This is a genomic window from Micromonospora sp. WMMC264 (assembly GCF_027497275.1).
Taxonomy (GTDB): Bacteria; Actinomycetota; Actinomycetes; order Mycobacteriales; family Micromonosporaceae; genus Micromonospora; species Micromonospora chalcea.
In genome coordinates, this window is record NZ_CP114907.1 from 6,218,420 (window position 1) to 6,235,036 (window position 16,617).

Consider the following 16,617-nt stretch of genomic DNA (forward strand, 5'->3'; position numbering starts at 1 on the left):
GGCAGGTTATCCCGTAACGGCCGCCAGGCCGCTTGAGTACGCTCATGTGCTGACCCCGCCGATGTTCCCAAGGCCTGAGGAAGCGTGCCGTGACCGAGCAGAACGCCCTGCCAGCAGACCCCGCCGACGACCTTCCCGAGCAGATGAAGGTCCGCCGGGAGAAGCGGGACCGGATGCTCGCCGAGGGCACCGAGCCGTACCCGGTGGGCTTCCCGCGCACCACGACGCTCGCGCAGCTGCGCGAGCGCTACGCCGACCTGCCCACCGACACCGCCACCGGCGACCGCGCCTCGGTCACCGGCCGGGTGATCTTCATTCGCAACACCGGCAAGCTCTGCTTCGCGACCCTTCGCGACGGTGACGGCACCGAACTCCAGGCGATGCTCTCGCTGGACCGGGTCGGGCCGGAGCGGCTGGCGGACTGGAAGCGCCTGGTCGACCTCGGCGACCACGTCGGCGTGACCGGCGAGGTGATCACCAGCCGGCGCGGCGAGCTGTCCGTGCTGGCCGAGGAATGGGCGGTCACCGCCAAGGCGCTGCGCCCGCTGCCGGTGGCGCACAAGCCGCTGAGCGAGGAGTCCCGGGTCCGCCAGCGCTACGTGGACCTGGTGGTCCGCCCGCAGGCCCGGCAGATGGTCCGCACCCGGGCCACCGCCGTCCGCAGCCTGCGGGACACGCTGCACGGGCAGGACTTCATCGAGGTCGAGACCCCGATGCTGCAACTGCTGCACGGTGGCGCGGCGGCCCGCCCATTCGTGACCCACAGCAATGCGCTCGACACGGATCTGTATCTGCGAATCGCGCCGGAACTGTTTCTCAAGCGCGCGGTGGTCGGTGGCGTCGACCGCGTCTTCGAGATCAACCGTAACTTCCGTAATGAGGGCATCGACTCTTCGCACTCGCCGGAGTTCGCGATGCTGGAGGCGTACCAGGCGTACGGCGACTACGACACGATGGCCGAGCTGACCCGAAATCTCGTACAGCAGGCCGCGATCGCGGTCGCCGGATCGACCGTGGTGACCCACGCCGACGGGCGTGAGTTCGATCTGGGCGGCGAGTGGCGCTCGGTGACACTGTTCGGTGTCCTTTCCGAAGCGCTCGGTGAGGAGGTCACCGTCCGCACCGAAAGGGCACGGCTGGTCGAGTACGCGGACAAGGTCGGTCTCTCCGTCGACCCGAAGTGGGGACCGGGCAAGCTGGCCGAGGAGTTGTTCGAGGAACTCGTGGTGCCGTCGCTTCAGGCGCCCACGTTCGTCCGCGACTACCCGGAGGAGACCAGCCCGCTGACCCGGGCCCACCGCAGTGAGCCGGGCCTGGCCGAGAAGTGGGACCTGTACGTGCTGGGATTCGAGCTGGGTACCGCGTACTCGGAGCTGGTCGACCCGGTCGTGCAGCGGGATCGGCTGGTCGCCCAGGCGCAGCTCGCGGCGCGCGGCGACGACGAGGCGATGCGGCTGGACGAGGATTTTCTCCGAGCGATGGAGTATGGAATGCCGCCGTCCGGTGGCATGGGAATGGGAATCGACCGCCTGCTGATGGCGCTGACCGGGCTGGGAATTCGGGAAACGATCCTGTTCCCGTTGGTCCGGCCGGAGTAGGCGCTCCCGCAAAGCTTCTCCGGCTCGTTACCCCGTCCTATTGACGGAACAAGCGCCGGACGGGTTATTGTGCTCTTGCGAGTATTGCAGGAGCAGCACCCTGCTCGAAAGGAATGTGGGACGTGGCCAAGCAGATCATTCACAAGCTGGTCGATGACCTGGACGGCGGGGACGCTGACGAGACCGTCAAGTTCGCGCTCGACGGCGTGCAGTACGAGATCGACCTCTCCGCATCCAACGCGGAGAAATTGCGTGACGTATTCGCGCCGTACATCGCGAACGGAACGAAGGTCGGTCGCGGGGGTGTGGTCGTGGGTGGCCGGGCCGCTCGGGGCCGGGGCGGCGCGACCGCCGACCGCGAGCAGAACCGGGCCATCCGCGAGTGGGCCAAGAAGGCCGGCAAGGACATCTCCGACCGGGGCCGGATCCCGCAGGAGATCGTGGACGAGTACCACGCGAAGGCGGGGCACTGACCCCACCTTCGTCACGGGCGACGCGACGCCGGGCCGGAGTGCGACTCCGGCCCGGCGTCGCCGTTTCCGCCCCCGTTGTCACGCTCGCGGCCGGCGTCCCGCCGAGTGGCGGATGTCCGATCCGCCTGGCCGCGAGGCGGGTGGGGTGGGAAGAAATCTCCCCCCGGGGAAGTTGTCCACAGGCGGTGGAGATTCCGTCCACAGGTTGTGGACAAGCGCGGCGGGTGTGTGACGCCGCCCAGGTCTGCTCGGCCGGCCCTCTGCCGCCGGTCGAATTTCGCTCTGCGCGTACAGGCAGGGGTCCCGGAACACCTCCTGAGCGTGGACGGTTGTCTGAAACGACGTCGGAACGAGCATTCGCGGGGCCACACGACCTCAGCGGAGACGGTCCGCGGCGATAGAGTAAGGAGGCACGGACGCCCGTCCCGGACGTCCGCGCACCGGCCCCGCCGAGATCTGACCATCAAGGCGCACGGCACGTGAGGAGCACGAGGGCATGTTCGAGCGGTTCACCGACCGAGCGCGACGGGTTGTCGTCCTGGCCCAGGAAGAGGCCCGGATGCTCAACCACAACTACATCGGTACGGAGCACATCCTGTTGGGCCTGATCCATGAGGGTGAGGGTGTCGCGGCGAAGGCTCTGGAGAGCCTCGGCATCTCCCTGGAGGGTGTGCGTCAGCAGGTCGAGGAGATCATCGGCCAGGGCCAGCAGGCGCCGAGCGGGCACATCCCGTTCACGCCGCGGGCGAAGAAGGTGCTGGAGCTGTCGCTGCGCGAGGCGCTGCAGCTGGGCCACAACTACATCGGCACCGAGCACATCCTGCTCGGCCTGATCCGCGAGGGTGAGGGCGTCGCCGCCCAGGTCCTGGTGAAGCTGGGCGCCGACCTGAACCGGGTCCGCCAGCAGGTCATCCAGCTGCTCTCCGGCTACCAGGGCAAGGAGCCGGCCGCCGCCGGTGCCGCGCCGGGTGAGGCCGCGCCGTCGACCAGCCTCGTGCTGGACCAGTTCGGCCGCAACCTGACCCAGGCCGCCCGCGAGGGCAAGCTCGACCCGGTCATCGGGCGCGAGAAGGAGATCGAGCGGGTCATGCAGGTGCTGTCCCGCCGCACCAAGAACAACCCGGTGCTGATCGGCGAGCCCGGCGTCGGCAAGACCGCCGTCGTTGAAGGGCTGTCGCAGAAGATCATCAAGGGCGAGGTGCCCGAGACGCTGAAGGACAAGCAGCTCTACACCCTCGACCTCGGCGCCCTGGTCGCCGGTTCCCGCTACCGCGGTGACTTCGAGGAGCGTCTGAAGAAGGTGCTCAAGGAGATCCGCACCCGCGGCGACATCATCCTGTTCATCGACGAGATCCACACGCTCGTCGGTGCGGGCGCGGCCGAGGGCGCGATCGACGCCGCCAGCATCCTCAAGCCGATGCTGGCCCGTGGTGAGCTGCAGACCATCGGCGCCACCACGCTCGACGAGTACCGCAAGCACCTGGAGAAGGACGCCGCTCTGGAGCGTCGTTTCCAGCCGATCCAGGTGGGTGAGCCGTCGCTGGCCCACACCATCGAGATCCTCAAGGGCCTGCGGGACCGCTACGAGGCCCACCACCGCGTCTCCATCACCGACGCCGCCCTGGTCGCCGCCGCGACGCTCGCCGACCGGTACATCTCCGACCGGTTCCTGCCGGACAAGGCGATCGACCTGATCGACGAGGCGGGCGCTCGGATGCGGATCCGCCGGATGACCGCGCCGCCGGACCTGCGCGACTTCGACGAGCGCATCGCCCAGGTGCGCCGCGACAAGGAGTCCGCGATCGACGCGCAGGACTTCGAGCGGGCCGCCCAGCTGCGGGACACCGAGAAGCAGCTGCTCGGGCAGAAGGCGCAGCGGGAGAAGGAGTGGAAGGCCGGTGACCTGGACGTCGTCAGCGAGGTCGACGACGAGCAGATCGCCGAGGTCCTCGGCAACTGGACCGGCATCCCGGTCTACAAGCTGACCGAGGAGGAAACCTCCCGGCTGCTGCGCATGGAAGACGAGCTGCACAAGCGCGTCATCGGCCAGGAAGACGCCGTCAAGGCCGTCTCGAAGGCGATCCGGCGTACCCGGGCCGGCCTGAAGGACCCGAAGCGCCCGTCCGGGTCGTTCATCTTCGCCGGCCCGTCCGGCGTCGGTAAGACCGAACTGTCCAAGGCGCTCGCCGAGTTCCTGTTCGGCAGCGAGGACGCCCTCATCCAGCTCGACATGTCGGAGTTCCACGACCGGTACACCGTGTCCCGCCTCGTCGGTGCCCCGCCCGGCTACGTCGGCTACGACGAGGGCGGGCAGCTGACCGAGAAGGTGCGTCGCCGGCCGTTCTCGGTGGTCCTCTTCGACGAGATCGAGAAGGCCCACCCGGACGTGTTCAACACGCTCCTGCAGATCCTGGAGGACGGGCGCCTCACCGACGGTCAGGGCCGGATCGTGGACTTCAAGAACACGGTCATCATCCTGACCACCAACCTCGGTACGCGTGACGTCGCCAAGGCGGTGTCGCTGGGCTTCCAGGCGTCGGAGGACTCCGAGTCGAACTACGACCGGATGAAGCAGAAGGTCAACGACGAACTCAAGCAGCACTTCCGGCCCGAGTTCCTCAACCGGATCGACGACACCATCGTCTTCCACCAGCTGCGTCAGAACGAGATCCTGTCGATCGTCGACATCATGATCGCCCGGATCGAGACCCAGCTGCGGAACAAGGACATGGGTCTGGAGCTGACCGACAACGCGAAGAAGTACCTCGCGAAGAAGGGCTTCGACCCGGTGCTGGGCGCGCGGCCGCTGCGTCGCACGATCCAGCGCGACATCGAGGACAACCTGTCCGAGCGGATCCTGTTCAACGAGCTGACCCCGGGTCAGATCGTGGTCGTGGACTGCGAGGGCGACCCGGAGGACATCGACAAGTCCAAGCTCGTCTTCCGGGGCGCGGACCGGCCGGACGCCGTGCCGGACGCGGTCCCGGCGGACCTCGGCGGCACCGCCGCCACCGGCGCGGACGACGCCGCGTAGGCAAGAACAGTTCGAGGGCGACGGCCCCGGTAGGCGAAAGCCACCGGGGCCGTCGCCTTTCCGTGCCTACCCACCACGCCCTCCTCGCCCCAGCCCCGCCGTGGTCGATCATGAGGTTGACCGCACTTGGTGCCCGATTTGTCGCCGCTAACTTCATGATCAACGGGGCGAGTCGAGGGCGAGTCGAGGACGGGGGGAGGCGGAGGCGGGGTCGGGGTGGGAGGGGTGGGGTGGGGGCGGTCAGGGGAGGGGGACGGCGGGGCCGTCGCCGGCCAGGCGGAACGACTCCTCGCCCACCGGTTCCACCAGGCCGTCCGTGACCAGGCCGGCCAGCGCTCGCGCCCGCTGCACGTCGTCGTGCCAGACCTGGTCCAGCCGCTGATGCGGCACCGGCCCGGTGGACTCCCGCAGCACGGCGAGCAGCAGCCCGCGTACCTGCCGGTCGGTGCCGGCGTAGCGCTGCGGGCGGCGCGTCGGTCCCGTGGGGGCCGCCTGGCCGGACGCCCGCCAGGCGCAGCTCGACTCGACGGGGCAGATCGCGCAGCGCGGGGCGCGGGCGGTGCAGACGACCGCCCCGAGTTCCATGAACGCGGCGCTCGCCAGCGCGGCGGCGGCCGGCTCGATCGGCAGCAGTTCCTCGGTGGCGACCAGGTCGGCCGGGCGGGTCGTCGGACCGGCGTCGGGTTCACCGGCGATCGCCCGGCACACCACCCGCCGGACATTCGTGTCCACCACGGGGTGCCGCTGCCCGTACGCGAAAGCGGCGACCGCGCGAGCCGTGTACGTGCCGACGCCGGGCAGCGCCAGCAGATGATCGAGCCGGTCGGGTACCACGCCGCCGTGCCGCTCCACGACGGCCACCGCGCATTCGCGCAGGCGTACCGCCCGGCGGGGGTAGCCGAGCCGTCCCCACATCCGGATCGCCTCGGCCGGGGTGTCCTCGGCGAGCGCGCGCGGATCCGGCCAGCGGGCCAGCCACGCCTCCCAGGCGGGCACCACCCGGACCACCGGCGTCTGCTGGAGCATGACCTCGCTGACCAGGATCGCCCAGGCGCCGATGCCCGGCTTGCGCCAGGGCAGGTCGCGGGCGTTGCGCTCGTACCACCGGCTGACCTGGGTGGCGAATGTGGGCTCGGACATCGCGCCGCCGATCATGTCACGGCTGTCTTTCCCGCAGGTTGGGCGGGGCGGGTGGCCGGGCGCGATCGATCATGGGCGACGGGGCAGAATGTCCGAATGAACGAGCTCGCGATCACCGTCATCGGCCGGGACCGGCCGGGCATCGTGGCCGACGTCGCGGAGGTCCTCGCCCGGCTCGGCGCGAACCTCACCGACTCGACTATGACCCGGCTGCGTGGACACTTCGCGATGACCCTGATCTGCGTGGGCCCGGCCGCTGCCGACGTCGAGGCCGCGCTGGCCCCGCTCGCCGCCGACGGACATCTGCTGGCCACCGTACGCGCGGTCACGCCGGACGGCGGCAGCGAGCCCACCGGGGAGCCGTACGTGCTGGCGGTGCACGGCGCCGACCGGATGGGCATCGTGGCGGCGATGACCCGGGTGCTCACCGACGCGGGCGGGAACGTGACCGACCTGAGCACGCGGTTGACCGGTTCGCTCTACGTGGTGGTCGCCGAGGTCGAGCTGCCGCCGGGCGTCTCCGACGAGGTGGCCGGCCGGCTCACCCGCGTCGCGGCGGAGCTGGGTGTCGGGGTAAGCCTCCGCCCGGCGGACACGGATCTGCTGTGACCGGGCCGGAGTACGCGGGCCTGGGCGGCTGGACCCCGGAGAAGCTCGGCGTCCCCGGCGAGGTACGTCCGGTGGTCACCGCCCCGGAGCCGGTGCTGAGCCAACCCGGCCCGGAGGTCGACCCGACGTCTGCCGAGGTGGTACGCCTCGCCGCCGACCTGGTGGCCACGATGCGGGTCTCGCCCGGCTGTGTGGGTCTGGCGGCGCCGCAGGTGGGGGTGAGCGCGCAGGTGTTCGCGGTGGACGTCACCGGGCACCCGAAGGCGGTCACCGTGCACGGCACGTTCGTGCTCTGCAACGCGCGGGTGGTGGAGGCGAGCCGGTGGAAGGCCGGCCGGGAGGGCTGCATGTCGGTGCCGGACCTGACCGGCGACGTGAAGCGGGCCAGCCGGCTGGTGGTCGAGGGCGTGCTGCCGGGCACCGGGGAGCCGGTCCGGCTGGTGACCGACGGTTTCGAGGCGCGCGCGCTCCAGCACGAGATCGACCACTGTGCCGGGTTGCTCTTCCTCGACCGGGTGGCCGGCGCGCACGCGATCTACCAGCGCAAGGTCTACCTCTGACGGTGGTGTCAGCTATCCGGTGTGGACGGAGGTGGCCGTACGACGGCGGGTTCCCGGCGCGTCGGACCGGCGAGCCGTGCGCCGCGCGGCTACGGTAGGCGCATCATGCGTCTGACGGTCGGCCCCCTGCCCCCTGCCGTGTACTGGCGGCGTCGTGCCGTCGTGCTCGGAGCGGGCCTGCTCTTCCTGATTGTCCTGCTCTACTCGTGCACCGGCACGGACCGCAACACCGGCGCGCCGGGCACGGACCCGTCGCCGACCGGTTCCGCCGGGGCTGAGCCGGCCCCGTCCGGCTCGGTGCTGACCCCGCAGTCGGGCAGCCCGTCACCGACGGCCGGTGACGCGGGCGGCGGCAGCACCGGTGGCGGTACGGGCGACGGCGGCGGCAACACCGGTGGCGGCGCGAACAACGGCGGCGGCACCGGTAACGGCGGCGCGAACGGGCAGCCGGTCTCGGACGACGGCAACTGCACCGACTCGGAGCTGCTGGTGACGCCGGTCGCGGTGCCGGCCACCGCCCAGCGGGGCACTGTGGTCACGCTGCGCCTCAAGGTCAAGAACGTGTCGAACCGGACGTGCAGCCGGGACGTGGGCGCCGATCTGCAGGAGCTGTACATCAAGGCGGGCGCGGAGAAGATCTGGTCCTCGGACACGTGCGGCACCGGCAAGGGCTCGGATCCGCAGTCGTTCACGCCGAACTTCGAGCGCTCCTACGAGCTGGGCTGGAACGGCCGGGTGGACAACCGGTGCGCCAACGGGCTCGCGAACGGTGAGTTCGCGGCGATCGGCGCGTACCAGGTGTTCGCCCGCGTCGGCACCAAGATCAGCGAGCCGGTGAAGCTGACCATCACCGGCTGAGCGGTCGGTCAGACGTACCGTTCGAGGATGGATGCCTCGGCGAGCCGGGACAGGCCCTCGCGGACCCCACGGGCGCGTGCGTCGCCCACGCCCTCGACGGCCTGGAGGTCTTCCACTGTCGCGCCGAGCAGCCGCTGGAGGCTGCCGAAGTGCACCACCAGCCGGTCGACCACGGCGACCGGCAGCCGGGGCACCTTGGCGAGCAGGCGGAACCCGCGCGGGCTGACCGCCGCGTCGAGCGCGTCGGAGGCGGACGGGTAGCCGATCGCCTTGGCGACAGCCACGAGATCGATCAGCTCGGTGGCGCTGAGCAGGTCGAGTTCGACGAGCGCCTCGTCCAGGGTGCGTGACTTGCGGCCGACCGGCAGGTAGTCGCGGATGACCAGGGTGCGGTCGGCGTCCACGCCGGCCATCAGCTCGTCGAGCTGAAGGGCCAGCAGACGGCCGTCGGTGCCCAGCTCCACCACGTAACCGGCGATCTCGTCGGCGATGCGGCGGACCATCTCCAGCCGCTGCACCACAGCCACCGCGTCGCGGACGGTGACCAGATCCTCGATCTCCAGCGCGGAGAGCGTGCCGGAGACCTCGTCCAGCCGCAGCTTGTAGCGCTCCAGCGTGGCCAGCGCCTGGTTGGCGCGGGACAGGATGGCCGCGGAGTCGTCCAGCACGTGCCGCTGGCCGTTGACGTAGAGGCTGATGATCCGCATCGACTGGCTGACCGAGATGACCGGGTAGCCGGTCTGCCGGGCCACCCGCTCGGCGGTGCGGTGCCGGGTGCCGGACTCCTCGGTCGGGATCGACGGGTCGGGCATCAGGTGCACGCCGGCCTGCACGATCCGGGTGCCGTCGCTGGAGAGGACGACAGCGCCGTCCATCTTGCACAACTCCCGGACCCGGGTGGCGGAGAACTCCACGTCCATCGGGAAGCCGCCGGTGCAGATCTGCTCGACCACCTTGTCGTAGCCGAGCACGATCAGCGCGCCGGTGCGGCCGCGCAGAATCCGCTCCAGGCCGTCCCGCAGGGCGGTGCCGGGAGCCATCAGGGCGAGGTTGGCGCGCAGCGGGTCGCCACCGGCCCCGCCGCCGACGCTTCCGTTGACGCTCACGCTGATGGCACGAGCGGGGTTGCCGCTCACGGCGCCGGTACGGGCGTGCGGCGTCGCCGTTGCGGGCTTGGTGGCATCGCGGTCGATCGGCACGGGCACAGTCTACGGACTGCCGTGCGGTGGGTGCTCTCGTGGTTACTGTGATGTGTCACGATGCCCGGCTCGGGCGGCTCTTCACGGGCTGCGCCGCGTGTCCGGGAACGCCCGGCGGATCCCACCGTGTCACTCCGCCGATGCGCGGGCGGCGGCCTGGAGGGCGGCCCGCACGTCAGTGACCTCGATCACGCGCATGTTCTCCGGCCCGGCGCCGCTGCTCTCCGGCCCGCACCCGGGCGGCACGAGGGCCAGCCGGAAGCCCAGCCGGGCCGCCTCGGACAGCCGGCGGGGCACCGCGCCGACCCGGCGTACCTCGCCGGTGAGCCCGACCTCGCCGATGGCCACCAGATGCGGGTTGAGCGCCAGGTTGAGCCCGCCGGAGGCGACCGCGAGCGCCACCGCCAGGTCGGCCGCCGGCTCGACCACCCGGATGCCGCCGACAGTGGCGGCGAAGACCTCCCGGTCGTGCAGCGTGAGCCGCTCGGTCCGGCGCTGGAGCACCGCGAGAACCATGGCGAGCCGGGCGCTGTCGAGGCCGGAGACGGTACGCCGGGGCGAACCGGCGACGGTGGCCCCGATCAGCGCCTGCACCTCCGTCACCAGCGCCCGGCGCCCCTCCATCGCCACCGTCACGCAGGTGCCCGGCACCGGCTCGGAGTAGCGGGTCAGGAACAGGCCGGACGGGTCGGCCAGGCTGCTGATGCCGCCCTCGTGCATCTCGAAGCAGCCCACCTCGTCGGCCGCGCCGAAGCGGTTCTTCACGCCGCGCACCATGCGCAGCGAGGAGTGCTTGTCGCCCTCGAAGTGCAGCACCACGTCGACCAGGTGTTCCAGCACCCGGGGGCCGGCCACCTGGCCGTCCTTGGTGACGTGGCCGACCAGCACGGTGGCGATGCCGCGCTCCTTGGCGACCGCGACCAGGGCGGCGGTGACCGCGCGGACCTGGGTGACGCCGCCGGGCACGCCCTCGGTGCCGGTGGTGGAGATGGTCTGCACCGAGTCGAGCACCAGCAGGCCGGGCTTGACCGCGTCGAGGTGGCCGAGCACCGCCGACAGGTCGCTCTCGGCGGCCAGGTAGAGCTGGTCGTGCAGGGTGCCCATCCGCTCGGCGCGCAGCCGCACCTGGCTGACCGACTCCTCGCCGCTGACCACCAGCGACGGGCTGCCGGCCCCGGCGGCCCACTGCTGGGCCACGTCGAGCAGCAGCGTCGACTTGCCCACGCCCGGCTCACCGGCGAGCAGCACCACCGCGCCGGGAACGAGGCCGCCGCCGAGCACCCGGTCGAGCTCGCTGACGCCGGTGGCCCGGGCGCGGGCGGGCGCGGCGCTGATGGTGGCGATCGGCCGGGCCGGCTCGGCCGGCATCCGCGAGCTGACCACCCGGCCGGAGACCAGCGGGCCGGTGATCGTGGACTCGACCACCGAGCCCCACTCGCCGCACTCGGGGCACCGGCCCACCCACTTCGGGGGCTGGTGACCGCAGGCGTCGCACTCGTAGGCCGGACGGGGCTCACGGGCGGCGCGACCGCGGCCGGCGCCGGCACGGGAGGGGGTCGATCGGGGCGTGGTCACCACAGGACGCTAACCGGCCCGTACGACGAAAGCCCACCGGAAACGGCGACACCGCCGGCGTGGCGCTGGCCACGGCGGCGGTGCCGACGGAAGGAGGACGGGGGTCAGTGGCCGCCCTCGACGCCACCGTCCTCGGCCCCGTGCTCACGCGGGTTGACGATCTTGGACGGGGTGGGCTCCGCGGTCAGCGGGATGCCGATCGGCGCCGGGGTCGTGATGACCTTGCCGTCGCCGAAGTCGAAGGTCAGGTTGACCTGCTGGCCGACGAGCAGCTTCTGGTTCAGGCCGACGAGCTGGAGGAACCGCGGGTTGTCGGCGTTGAGCTGGGCGTAGCTGAGCGCCGGGATCTCGATCCGGGCCGGCTGACCGGCGGGCGCGGACCCGGTCTCGCTCGGCGACGGGCTGGCCGACGGCGACTCGGACGTCCCCAGCGACTGGCTCGGCGACGCGCTCGGGTCGCTCGCGGTCGGCGAGGCGGTGCCCGGCTCGGTGGGCGAACCGGTCGGGGTGGCGGCGCCGCTCTCGCCCGCGCCGGAACCGGTGAGCACGATCTCCCGGGCGCTGTCGGTGGTGACCGTCACGGTCACCGGCTTCTCGCTGTCGTTGTAGATCACCACGTTGACCGGCGCGTTCGACCCCGCCTCGTAGCCCTTCGGCCCCGGCGTCCGCACGTAGAGACCGCGCACCTTGTACAGGTTGTCGGAGGTCTGGACGTTGACGCCCTGTACCGACGGGATCTTGTTGGCGGTCTCGGAAATCTGCCCGGTGCCGCACCCGGACAGCAGCAGGCTCGCCGCCGCCGTGCCGGCCAGCAGCAGGGCCGGCCCCCGGGAACCCCTGATCGAGCGCGTCACGTCGGTCCTCCTCGTCACGATCCCCGCCCGGTCGACCACCGGGCACGGGGTGGCCATACCCGCGCAGACCGCGCTCCAGGGTAGTTGGAGCTGATCGAGGCCCGCACGCGGACCCGGCAATGCCACCCGGCGAGGGAGACCGTCAGACCACCCGGCCGCTCGTCACCAGCAGCAGCACATCGATGAGCGCCACCACCAGCACCGCCCGGAAGGCGCTCGCCGAGCGTCCGGCGGCGGCGCGTCCCGCGTACCAGCCGAGGGCCGGCACGGCGACGGCGGCGGCGACGGCCGACAGCCCGGCCCACGACGGCGGTCCCGGCGGGCCGAAGACCAGCGCGACGGTGGCCGCCAGGAGTAGCCCGGCGGCGGCGAGCCGGCTGCCGGCGGGGCCCAGCCGGTGCGGCAGGCCGCGCACCCCGGTCCGGGCGTCGTCGGCCAGGTCGGGCAGCACGTTCGCGAAGTGCGCGCCGGCGCCCAGCAGCGCGGCGGCGGCCACCAGCCAGGCCGGCGGCGCGGGCGAGCCGGGCAGCGCCAGCACCACGAACGCGGGCAGCGCGCCGAACGAGACCGCGTAGGGCAGCACCGACACCGCCGTCGACTTCAGCGGCCGGTTGTAGAGCAGCGCGGAGACCAGGCCCAGCGTGGCGCAGGCCGCCGCGGCCGGGCCGCCGGCCAGCGCCAGCAGCGGGGTGGCGACGACTGCGACCACGACGGCCCGGGCCAGCGCCGGCCGGCTGACCGCGCCGGTGGTCACCGGTTTGTCGGTACGCCCCACCGCGGCGTCCCGCTCGGCGTCGATCAGATCGTTGCTCCAGCCGACAGCGAGCTGGCTGGCCAGCACCGTCAGCGCCACCGCCGCGACGCCGGCCGCGGAGTGCCCGGCGCCGGCGGCGAGCAGCGCGGCGACCACGGTGACCGCCGCAGCGGGTTCCGGATGGCTCGCCTTGACCAGCCCTAACACCCGTGTCGACATAAGGGAAGTCTGGTCGTTACCGGGCAGTCGTGCCACGCTCGACGCATGCCTGACGTGCCCGGGGTGTCCACTCCGCACCGGGTGCTGCCGCCGAACGACCCCCGGCAGTACGACGATCTGGCCGACGAGTGGTGGCGGCCGGACGGCGCGTTCGCGATGCTGCACTGGCTGGCGCGGGCGCGCGCGGCGCTGGTGCCACCGGCGTCCACGCCGGACGATCTGCTCGTCGATCTGGGCTGCGGCGCCGGGCTGCTGGCCCCGCACCTGGCCGGCAAGGGCTACCGCCACGTCGGGGTGGACCTGACCCGCTCCGCGCTGGACCAGGCCGCCGACCACGGGGTGACAGCGGTCCAGGGCGACGCGACGGCGGTGCCGCTGACCGACGCCTGCGCGGCGGTGGTCTCCGCCGGAGAGGTGCTGGAGCACGTGCCGGACTGGCGGCGCGCGGTCGCCGAGGCGTGCCGGCTGCTGCGGCCCGGCGGCCTGCTGGTGCTGGACACGCTGAACGACACGCTGCTGGCCCGGCTGGTCGCGGTGGAGCTGGGCGAACGGCTGCCCACAGTGCCGCGCGGCATCCACGACCCCCGGTTGTTCGTCGACGCCCGCGCGCTCGTCGCCGAGTGCGCCCGGCACGGCGTGTCGCTCGAGGTACGCGGGGTCCGCCCGGAGTTGGGCGGCACGCTTGCCTGGTTGCTGCGCCGTATGCGCGGCGGCGACCGTCCGGCGAGGACCGAGCCGCGCATGGTGCCGACCCGGTCGGCGGCGGTGCTGTACCAGGGCTGGGGGCGCCGGGGCGGGTAGCCGGGGCCGCCCGGGGTAAAGGGACGCCGAGAAGGGGGCGACATGACTGTGCACGCGCTGGAGGCGGCCCGCCGGTTGGCGCCGCGACTGGCCGCCCGCGCGGCCGGGCACGACCGCGACGGCTCGTTCCCCGTGGAAGACTTCGCGGACCTGCGGGCGGCCGGGCTGTTCGGGCTGATGGTGCCGCCCGAGCTGGGTGGCGCGGGCGCGAGCTTCGCCGAGTACGCGGCGGTCGCCACCGAGCTGGCCCGGGGCAACGGCGCGACCGCGCTGGTGTTCAACATGCACGCCTCGGTCACCGGCGCGCTGGGCGCGGTCACCGAGGAACTGGCCGAGGCGCTCGGCGTACCGGATGAGGCGCTTGCGGCGCGGGACCGGCTGCTGCGCGCGGCGGCCGACGGCGCCTGGTACGCGGTGGCGATGAGCGAACGCGGCGCCGGCGCCCGGCTGTCGCAGCTCAGCACCGTCTACGAGCCGGTCGAGGGCGGCTGGCACATCAAGGGCAGCAAGACGTTCTGCTCCGGCGCCGGCCACCCGGACGGCTACCTGGTGGCTGCCCGCAGCGCCGCCGACCAGTCGGTGGTGTCGCAGTTCCTGGTCCCGGCCGGGGACGGGATCACCGTGGAGCCCACCTGGGACTCGCTCGGCATGCGGGCCACCTCGTCGCACGACGTGCACCTGGACGTGACGGTTCCGGCCGACCGGCTGCTCGGCGGCGTCGAGGGGCTGGCTCTGGTGGTCGCGCAGCTCATGCCGCACTGGCTGGTGGCGAGCTACGCGGCGGTCTACGTGGGCGTGGCCCGGGCCGCGATCGACGCGGCCGCCGAGCACCTCAACGCCCGCAACCTCGCCGGGCTGCCCGCGGTGCGGGCCCGCCTGGGCCGGGCGGACGCGGCCACCGCCGCCGCCGAACTGGTGGTCGCCGAGGCGGCCCGCCGGGTCGACGAGGCGCCCGGCGACGCCGAGACGAACCGCTGGGTGTGGCGGGCCAAGCTGCTGGCCGGCACCACCGCCGCCGAGGTCGCGGCCTCGATGCTGGAGGCGGCCGGCACCTCGGCGACCCGGCGCGGGCATCCGCTGGAGCGGCTCTACCGGGACGCCCGCTGCGGTTCGCTGCACCCGGCCACGTCCGACGTGTGCGCCGACTGGCTCGGCATCGCCGCGCTCGGCGGCGACCCGGACCGGGACAGCGCGCTCCCTCGTTGGTGACCAGGGTTGGTGCGAGAGATGAGGGAGGGGTGGGGGACGTGGGCATGCCGGTGATCGCGGGCCTGGGTACGGCGCATCCGCCGGGCGCGGACCAGGACGAGCTGTGGACGGGTTTCTTCGCGGGGCACTTCCAGGGGAACACCCGGGCGCTGGCGCAGCGGATCTTCGCGAACTCGGGCGTCACCCGGCGGCAGGCGGCGGTCAACCCGCTGCTGGAGGACGTCTCGGAGTGGCCGACCGAGCGCCGGATGCGCCGCTACCAGGTCGAGGCGCTGCCGCTGGGCAAGGAGGCGGTCAGCCGGGCGCTCACCGCCGCCGGCCTGGACGCCGCCGACATCGGGATGTTCATCGTCTGCTCCTGCACCGGGTACGCCACCCCGGGGCTGGACATCCTGCTCGCCCGGGACCTCGGCATGTCGCCGAGCACCCAGCGCATGTTCGTCGGGCACATGGGCTGCTACGCGGCCCTGCCCGGGCTGGGCGCGGCGAGCGACTTCGTCACCGCCCGGGGGCGTCCCGCGCTGCTGCTCTGCGCGGAGTTGACCAGCCTGCACATCCAGCCGCCGGGCGCCCGGGTGGACACCCAGCAGATCGTCTCCCACGCGCTGTTCTCGGACGCCGCGGTCGCCGCCGTGGTCGTCCCCGGGGGCCGGGGGTACGCGCTGCGCGAGGTCACCTCGGTCACCGACACCTCCACGGCCGACCACATGACGTGGGACGTCACCGACACCGGCTTCCGGATGGGGCTGTCGCCCAAGGTGCCGCAGGTCCTCTCCCGGCACGTGCGGACCCTGGTCGACGAGCTGCTGGCACGGCACGGGTGCGAACGCTCCGACGTGGACGGCTGGGCGGTGCACCCGGGCGGGCCGCGGATCCTCAACGTGGTGGAGCGTGAGCTGGCGTTGCCGCCGGACGGGCTCGCCGCCTCCCGGGGGACGCTCGCCGAGCACGGCAACTGTTCGTCCCCGACGACGCTGCTGATCCTGGACCGGCTGTGGCGTACGGAGCCGTCGCCGCCGCGCTGGGTGGTGATGCTCGCGTTCGGGCCGGGGCTGACGCTCTACGCGGCGCTGCTGGAACGCGTGGGCTGACGGGTCGCCCCGGTCGCGTCGCGCCGATACGCTGCCCGCATGGCCTCCGAGGAGCGGGACGGGCGGGCGTTGCTGGCCGGCCTGACCGTCCTGGCGGTGTTGCTCGGCTCGGCCTGGTGGCGGTCGGCGGCCCCGCAGCCCGGCCCGGCCACGTCGGCCGCGCCCGCGAGCGTGGATCTGGCCCCGCGCAACTGGCGGGTCGACCCGTCGACGGGCGCAGCGCGTCCGGTGCCACGCGCCGGGCGCGAAGCGGCGTTGGACAACCGCCGCGTGCCGCGTGCCGAGCCGGACCGCTCGGTGGTGATACGGGTGGAGGACGACGGCACGACGCGTCTGCTCCAGGTGTCGCACGTCGTGTGGCGGGAGAGGTCCCGGCTGACGCCGGGCGGGCCGCCTGTCGTCCGGCAGGTACGGCCTACGCGGGGCGACAACTACCGGCTGTCGGTGAGCTGCGCCGGTGACGGGCTGGTCGTCGTACTCGTCTCCGGCCTCGGGGACGACGAGTTCCGGCGGGCGCTGCGCTGCGGCGGGCAGCTGGACGTGCCGGTGGTGGGCGGCAGTGGCGAGCTGGTGCAGATGCGGTTCGTCGCGATAAGGGGCCGGGCCGACCTGGACGCCCGGCTCGAGGCGCTCTACTGACGGT

General features: G+C 72.7%; 15 protein-coding genes. 10 read left to right on the forward strand and 5 right to left on the reverse strand.

Translation table 11 applies throughout. The features are described from left to right. The first annotated feature begins 89 nt into the window (after positions 1-89). The 3 genes from lysS (at position 90) to O7542_RS27735 (ending at position 5,105) form a co-directional block, all read left to right on the forward strand. Positions 90-1,598 (forward strand): lysine--tRNA ligase, encoded by a 1,509-nt coding sequence (gene lysS / locus O7542_RS27725; RefSeq protein ID WP_043327915.1) that lies wholly within the window; start codon positions 90-92, stop codon positions 1,596-1,598. 122 nt (positions 1,599-1,720) lie between these two features. After that, positions 1,721-2,071: an Lsr2 family protein gene (locus O7542_RS27730; protein ID WP_166457523.1), complete on the forward strand. Its 351-nt coding sequence runs from the start codon at positions 1,721-1,723 to the stop codon at positions 2,069-2,071. Positions 2,072-2,567: 496 nt separating this feature from the next. Then, positions 2,568-5,105, forward strand: coding sequence for an ATP-dependent Clp protease ATP-binding subunit (locus tag O7542_RS27735; protein WP_124779086.1), 2,538 nt, complete (start codon positions 2,568-2,570; stop codon positions 5,103-5,105). A 240-nt stretch (positions 5,106-5,345) separates the two neighbouring features. Here O7542_RS27735 and O7542_RS27740 read toward each other — a convergent pair whose 3' ends face one another. Further along, a complete protein-coding gene (locus O7542_RS27740; RefSeq protein ID WP_064446859.1) occupies positions 5,346-6,245 on the reverse strand; it encodes an A/G-specific adenine glycosylase in 900 nt (299 codons plus the stop codon). A gap of 96 nt (positions 6,246-6,341) precedes the next feature. Between O7542_RS27740 and O7542_RS27745 the strand changes: the two genes are divergently transcribed. The 3 genes from O7542_RS27745 to O7542_RS27755 all read left to right on the forward strand — a co-directional run bounded on the left by O7542_RS27745 (position 6,342) and on the right by O7542_RS27755 (position 8,272). Then, on the forward strand, positions 6,342-6,854 hold the full coding sequence (locus O7542_RS27745; RefSeq protein WP_013288949.1) for an ACT domain-containing protein: 513 nt from the start codon (positions 6,342-6,344) through the stop codon (positions 6,852-6,854). Continuing rightward, positions 6,851-7,414 (forward strand): peptide deformylase, encoded by a 564-nt coding sequence (locus O7542_RS27750; RefSeq protein WP_043327917.1) that lies wholly within the window; start codon positions 6,851-6,853, stop codon positions 7,412-7,414. Before O7542_RS27745 ends, O7542_RS27750 begins: the two co-directional genes overlap by 4 nt. A gap of 105 nt (positions 7,415-7,519) precedes the next feature. Beyond that, positions 7,520-8,272: a hypothetical protein gene (locus O7542_RS27755; RefSeq protein ID WP_064446769.1), complete on the forward strand. Its 753-nt coding sequence runs from the start codon at positions 7,520-7,522 to the stop codon at positions 8,270-8,272. An 8-nt stretch (positions 8,273-8,280) separates the two neighbouring features. Here O7542_RS27755 and disA read toward each other — a convergent pair whose 3' ends face one another. The 4 genes from disA to O7542_RS27775 form a co-directional block, all read right to left on the reverse strand. Continuing rightward, entirely contained in the window at positions 8,281-9,471 is a 1,191-nt protein-coding gene (gene disA, locus O7542_RS27760) for a DNA integrity scanning diadenylate cyclase DisA (RefSeq protein ID WP_030502855.1), read from the reverse strand. A gap of 129 nt (positions 9,472-9,600) precedes the next feature. Beyond that, complete coding sequence (gene radA, locus O7542_RS27765; protein WP_064446858.1) at positions 9,601-11,046, reverse strand: DNA repair protein RadA; 1,446 nt, start codon at positions 11,044-11,046, stop codon at positions 9,601-9,603. Between the two features lie 104 nt (positions 11,047-11,150). Continuing rightward, positions 11,151-11,900: a hypothetical protein gene (locus tag O7542_RS27770; protein ID WP_043330867.1), complete on the reverse strand. Its 750-nt coding sequence runs from the start codon at positions 11,898-11,900 to the stop codon at positions 11,151-11,153. Positions 11,901-12,042: 142 nt separating this feature from the next. Continuing rightward, a complete protein-coding gene (locus O7542_RS27775; protein ID WP_166457719.1) occupies positions 12,043-12,873 on the reverse strand; it encodes a UbiA family prenyltransferase in 831 nt (276 codons plus the stop codon). A gap of 45 nt (positions 12,874-12,918) precedes the next feature. Here O7542_RS27775 and O7542_RS27780 point away from each other — a divergent pair, with 45 nt between their 5' ends. The 4 genes from O7542_RS27780 to O7542_RS27795 are packed head-to-tail and all read left to right on the forward strand — an operon-like array spanning position 12,919 to position 16,613. Continuing rightward, positions 12,919-13,674 carry a methyltransferase domain-containing protein gene (locus tag O7542_RS27780; RefSeq protein ID WP_166457720.1) on the forward strand — a complete coding sequence of 252 codons (756 nt, stop codon included), beginning with the start codon at positions 12,919-12,921 and terminating at the stop codon, positions 13,672-13,674. Between the two features lie 42 nt (positions 13,675-13,716). Beyond that, entirely contained in the window at positions 13,717-14,883 is a 1,167-nt protein-coding gene (locus tag O7542_RS27785) for an acyl-CoA dehydrogenase family protein (protein WP_043327919.1), read from the forward strand. 29 nt (positions 14,884-14,912) lie between these two features. Then, positions 14,913-15,974 carry a type III polyketide synthase gene (locus O7542_RS27790; protein ID WP_043327920.1) on the forward strand — a complete coding sequence of 354 codons (1,062 nt, stop codon included), beginning with the start codon at positions 14,913-14,915 and terminating at the stop codon, positions 15,972-15,974. A gap of 39 nt (positions 15,975-16,013) precedes the next feature. Beyond that, entirely contained in the window at positions 16,014-16,613 is a 600-nt protein-coding gene (locus O7542_RS27795) for a hypothetical protein (protein ID WP_281605416.1), read from the forward strand. The last annotated feature ends 4 nt before the right edge of the window (positions 16,614-16,617 follow it).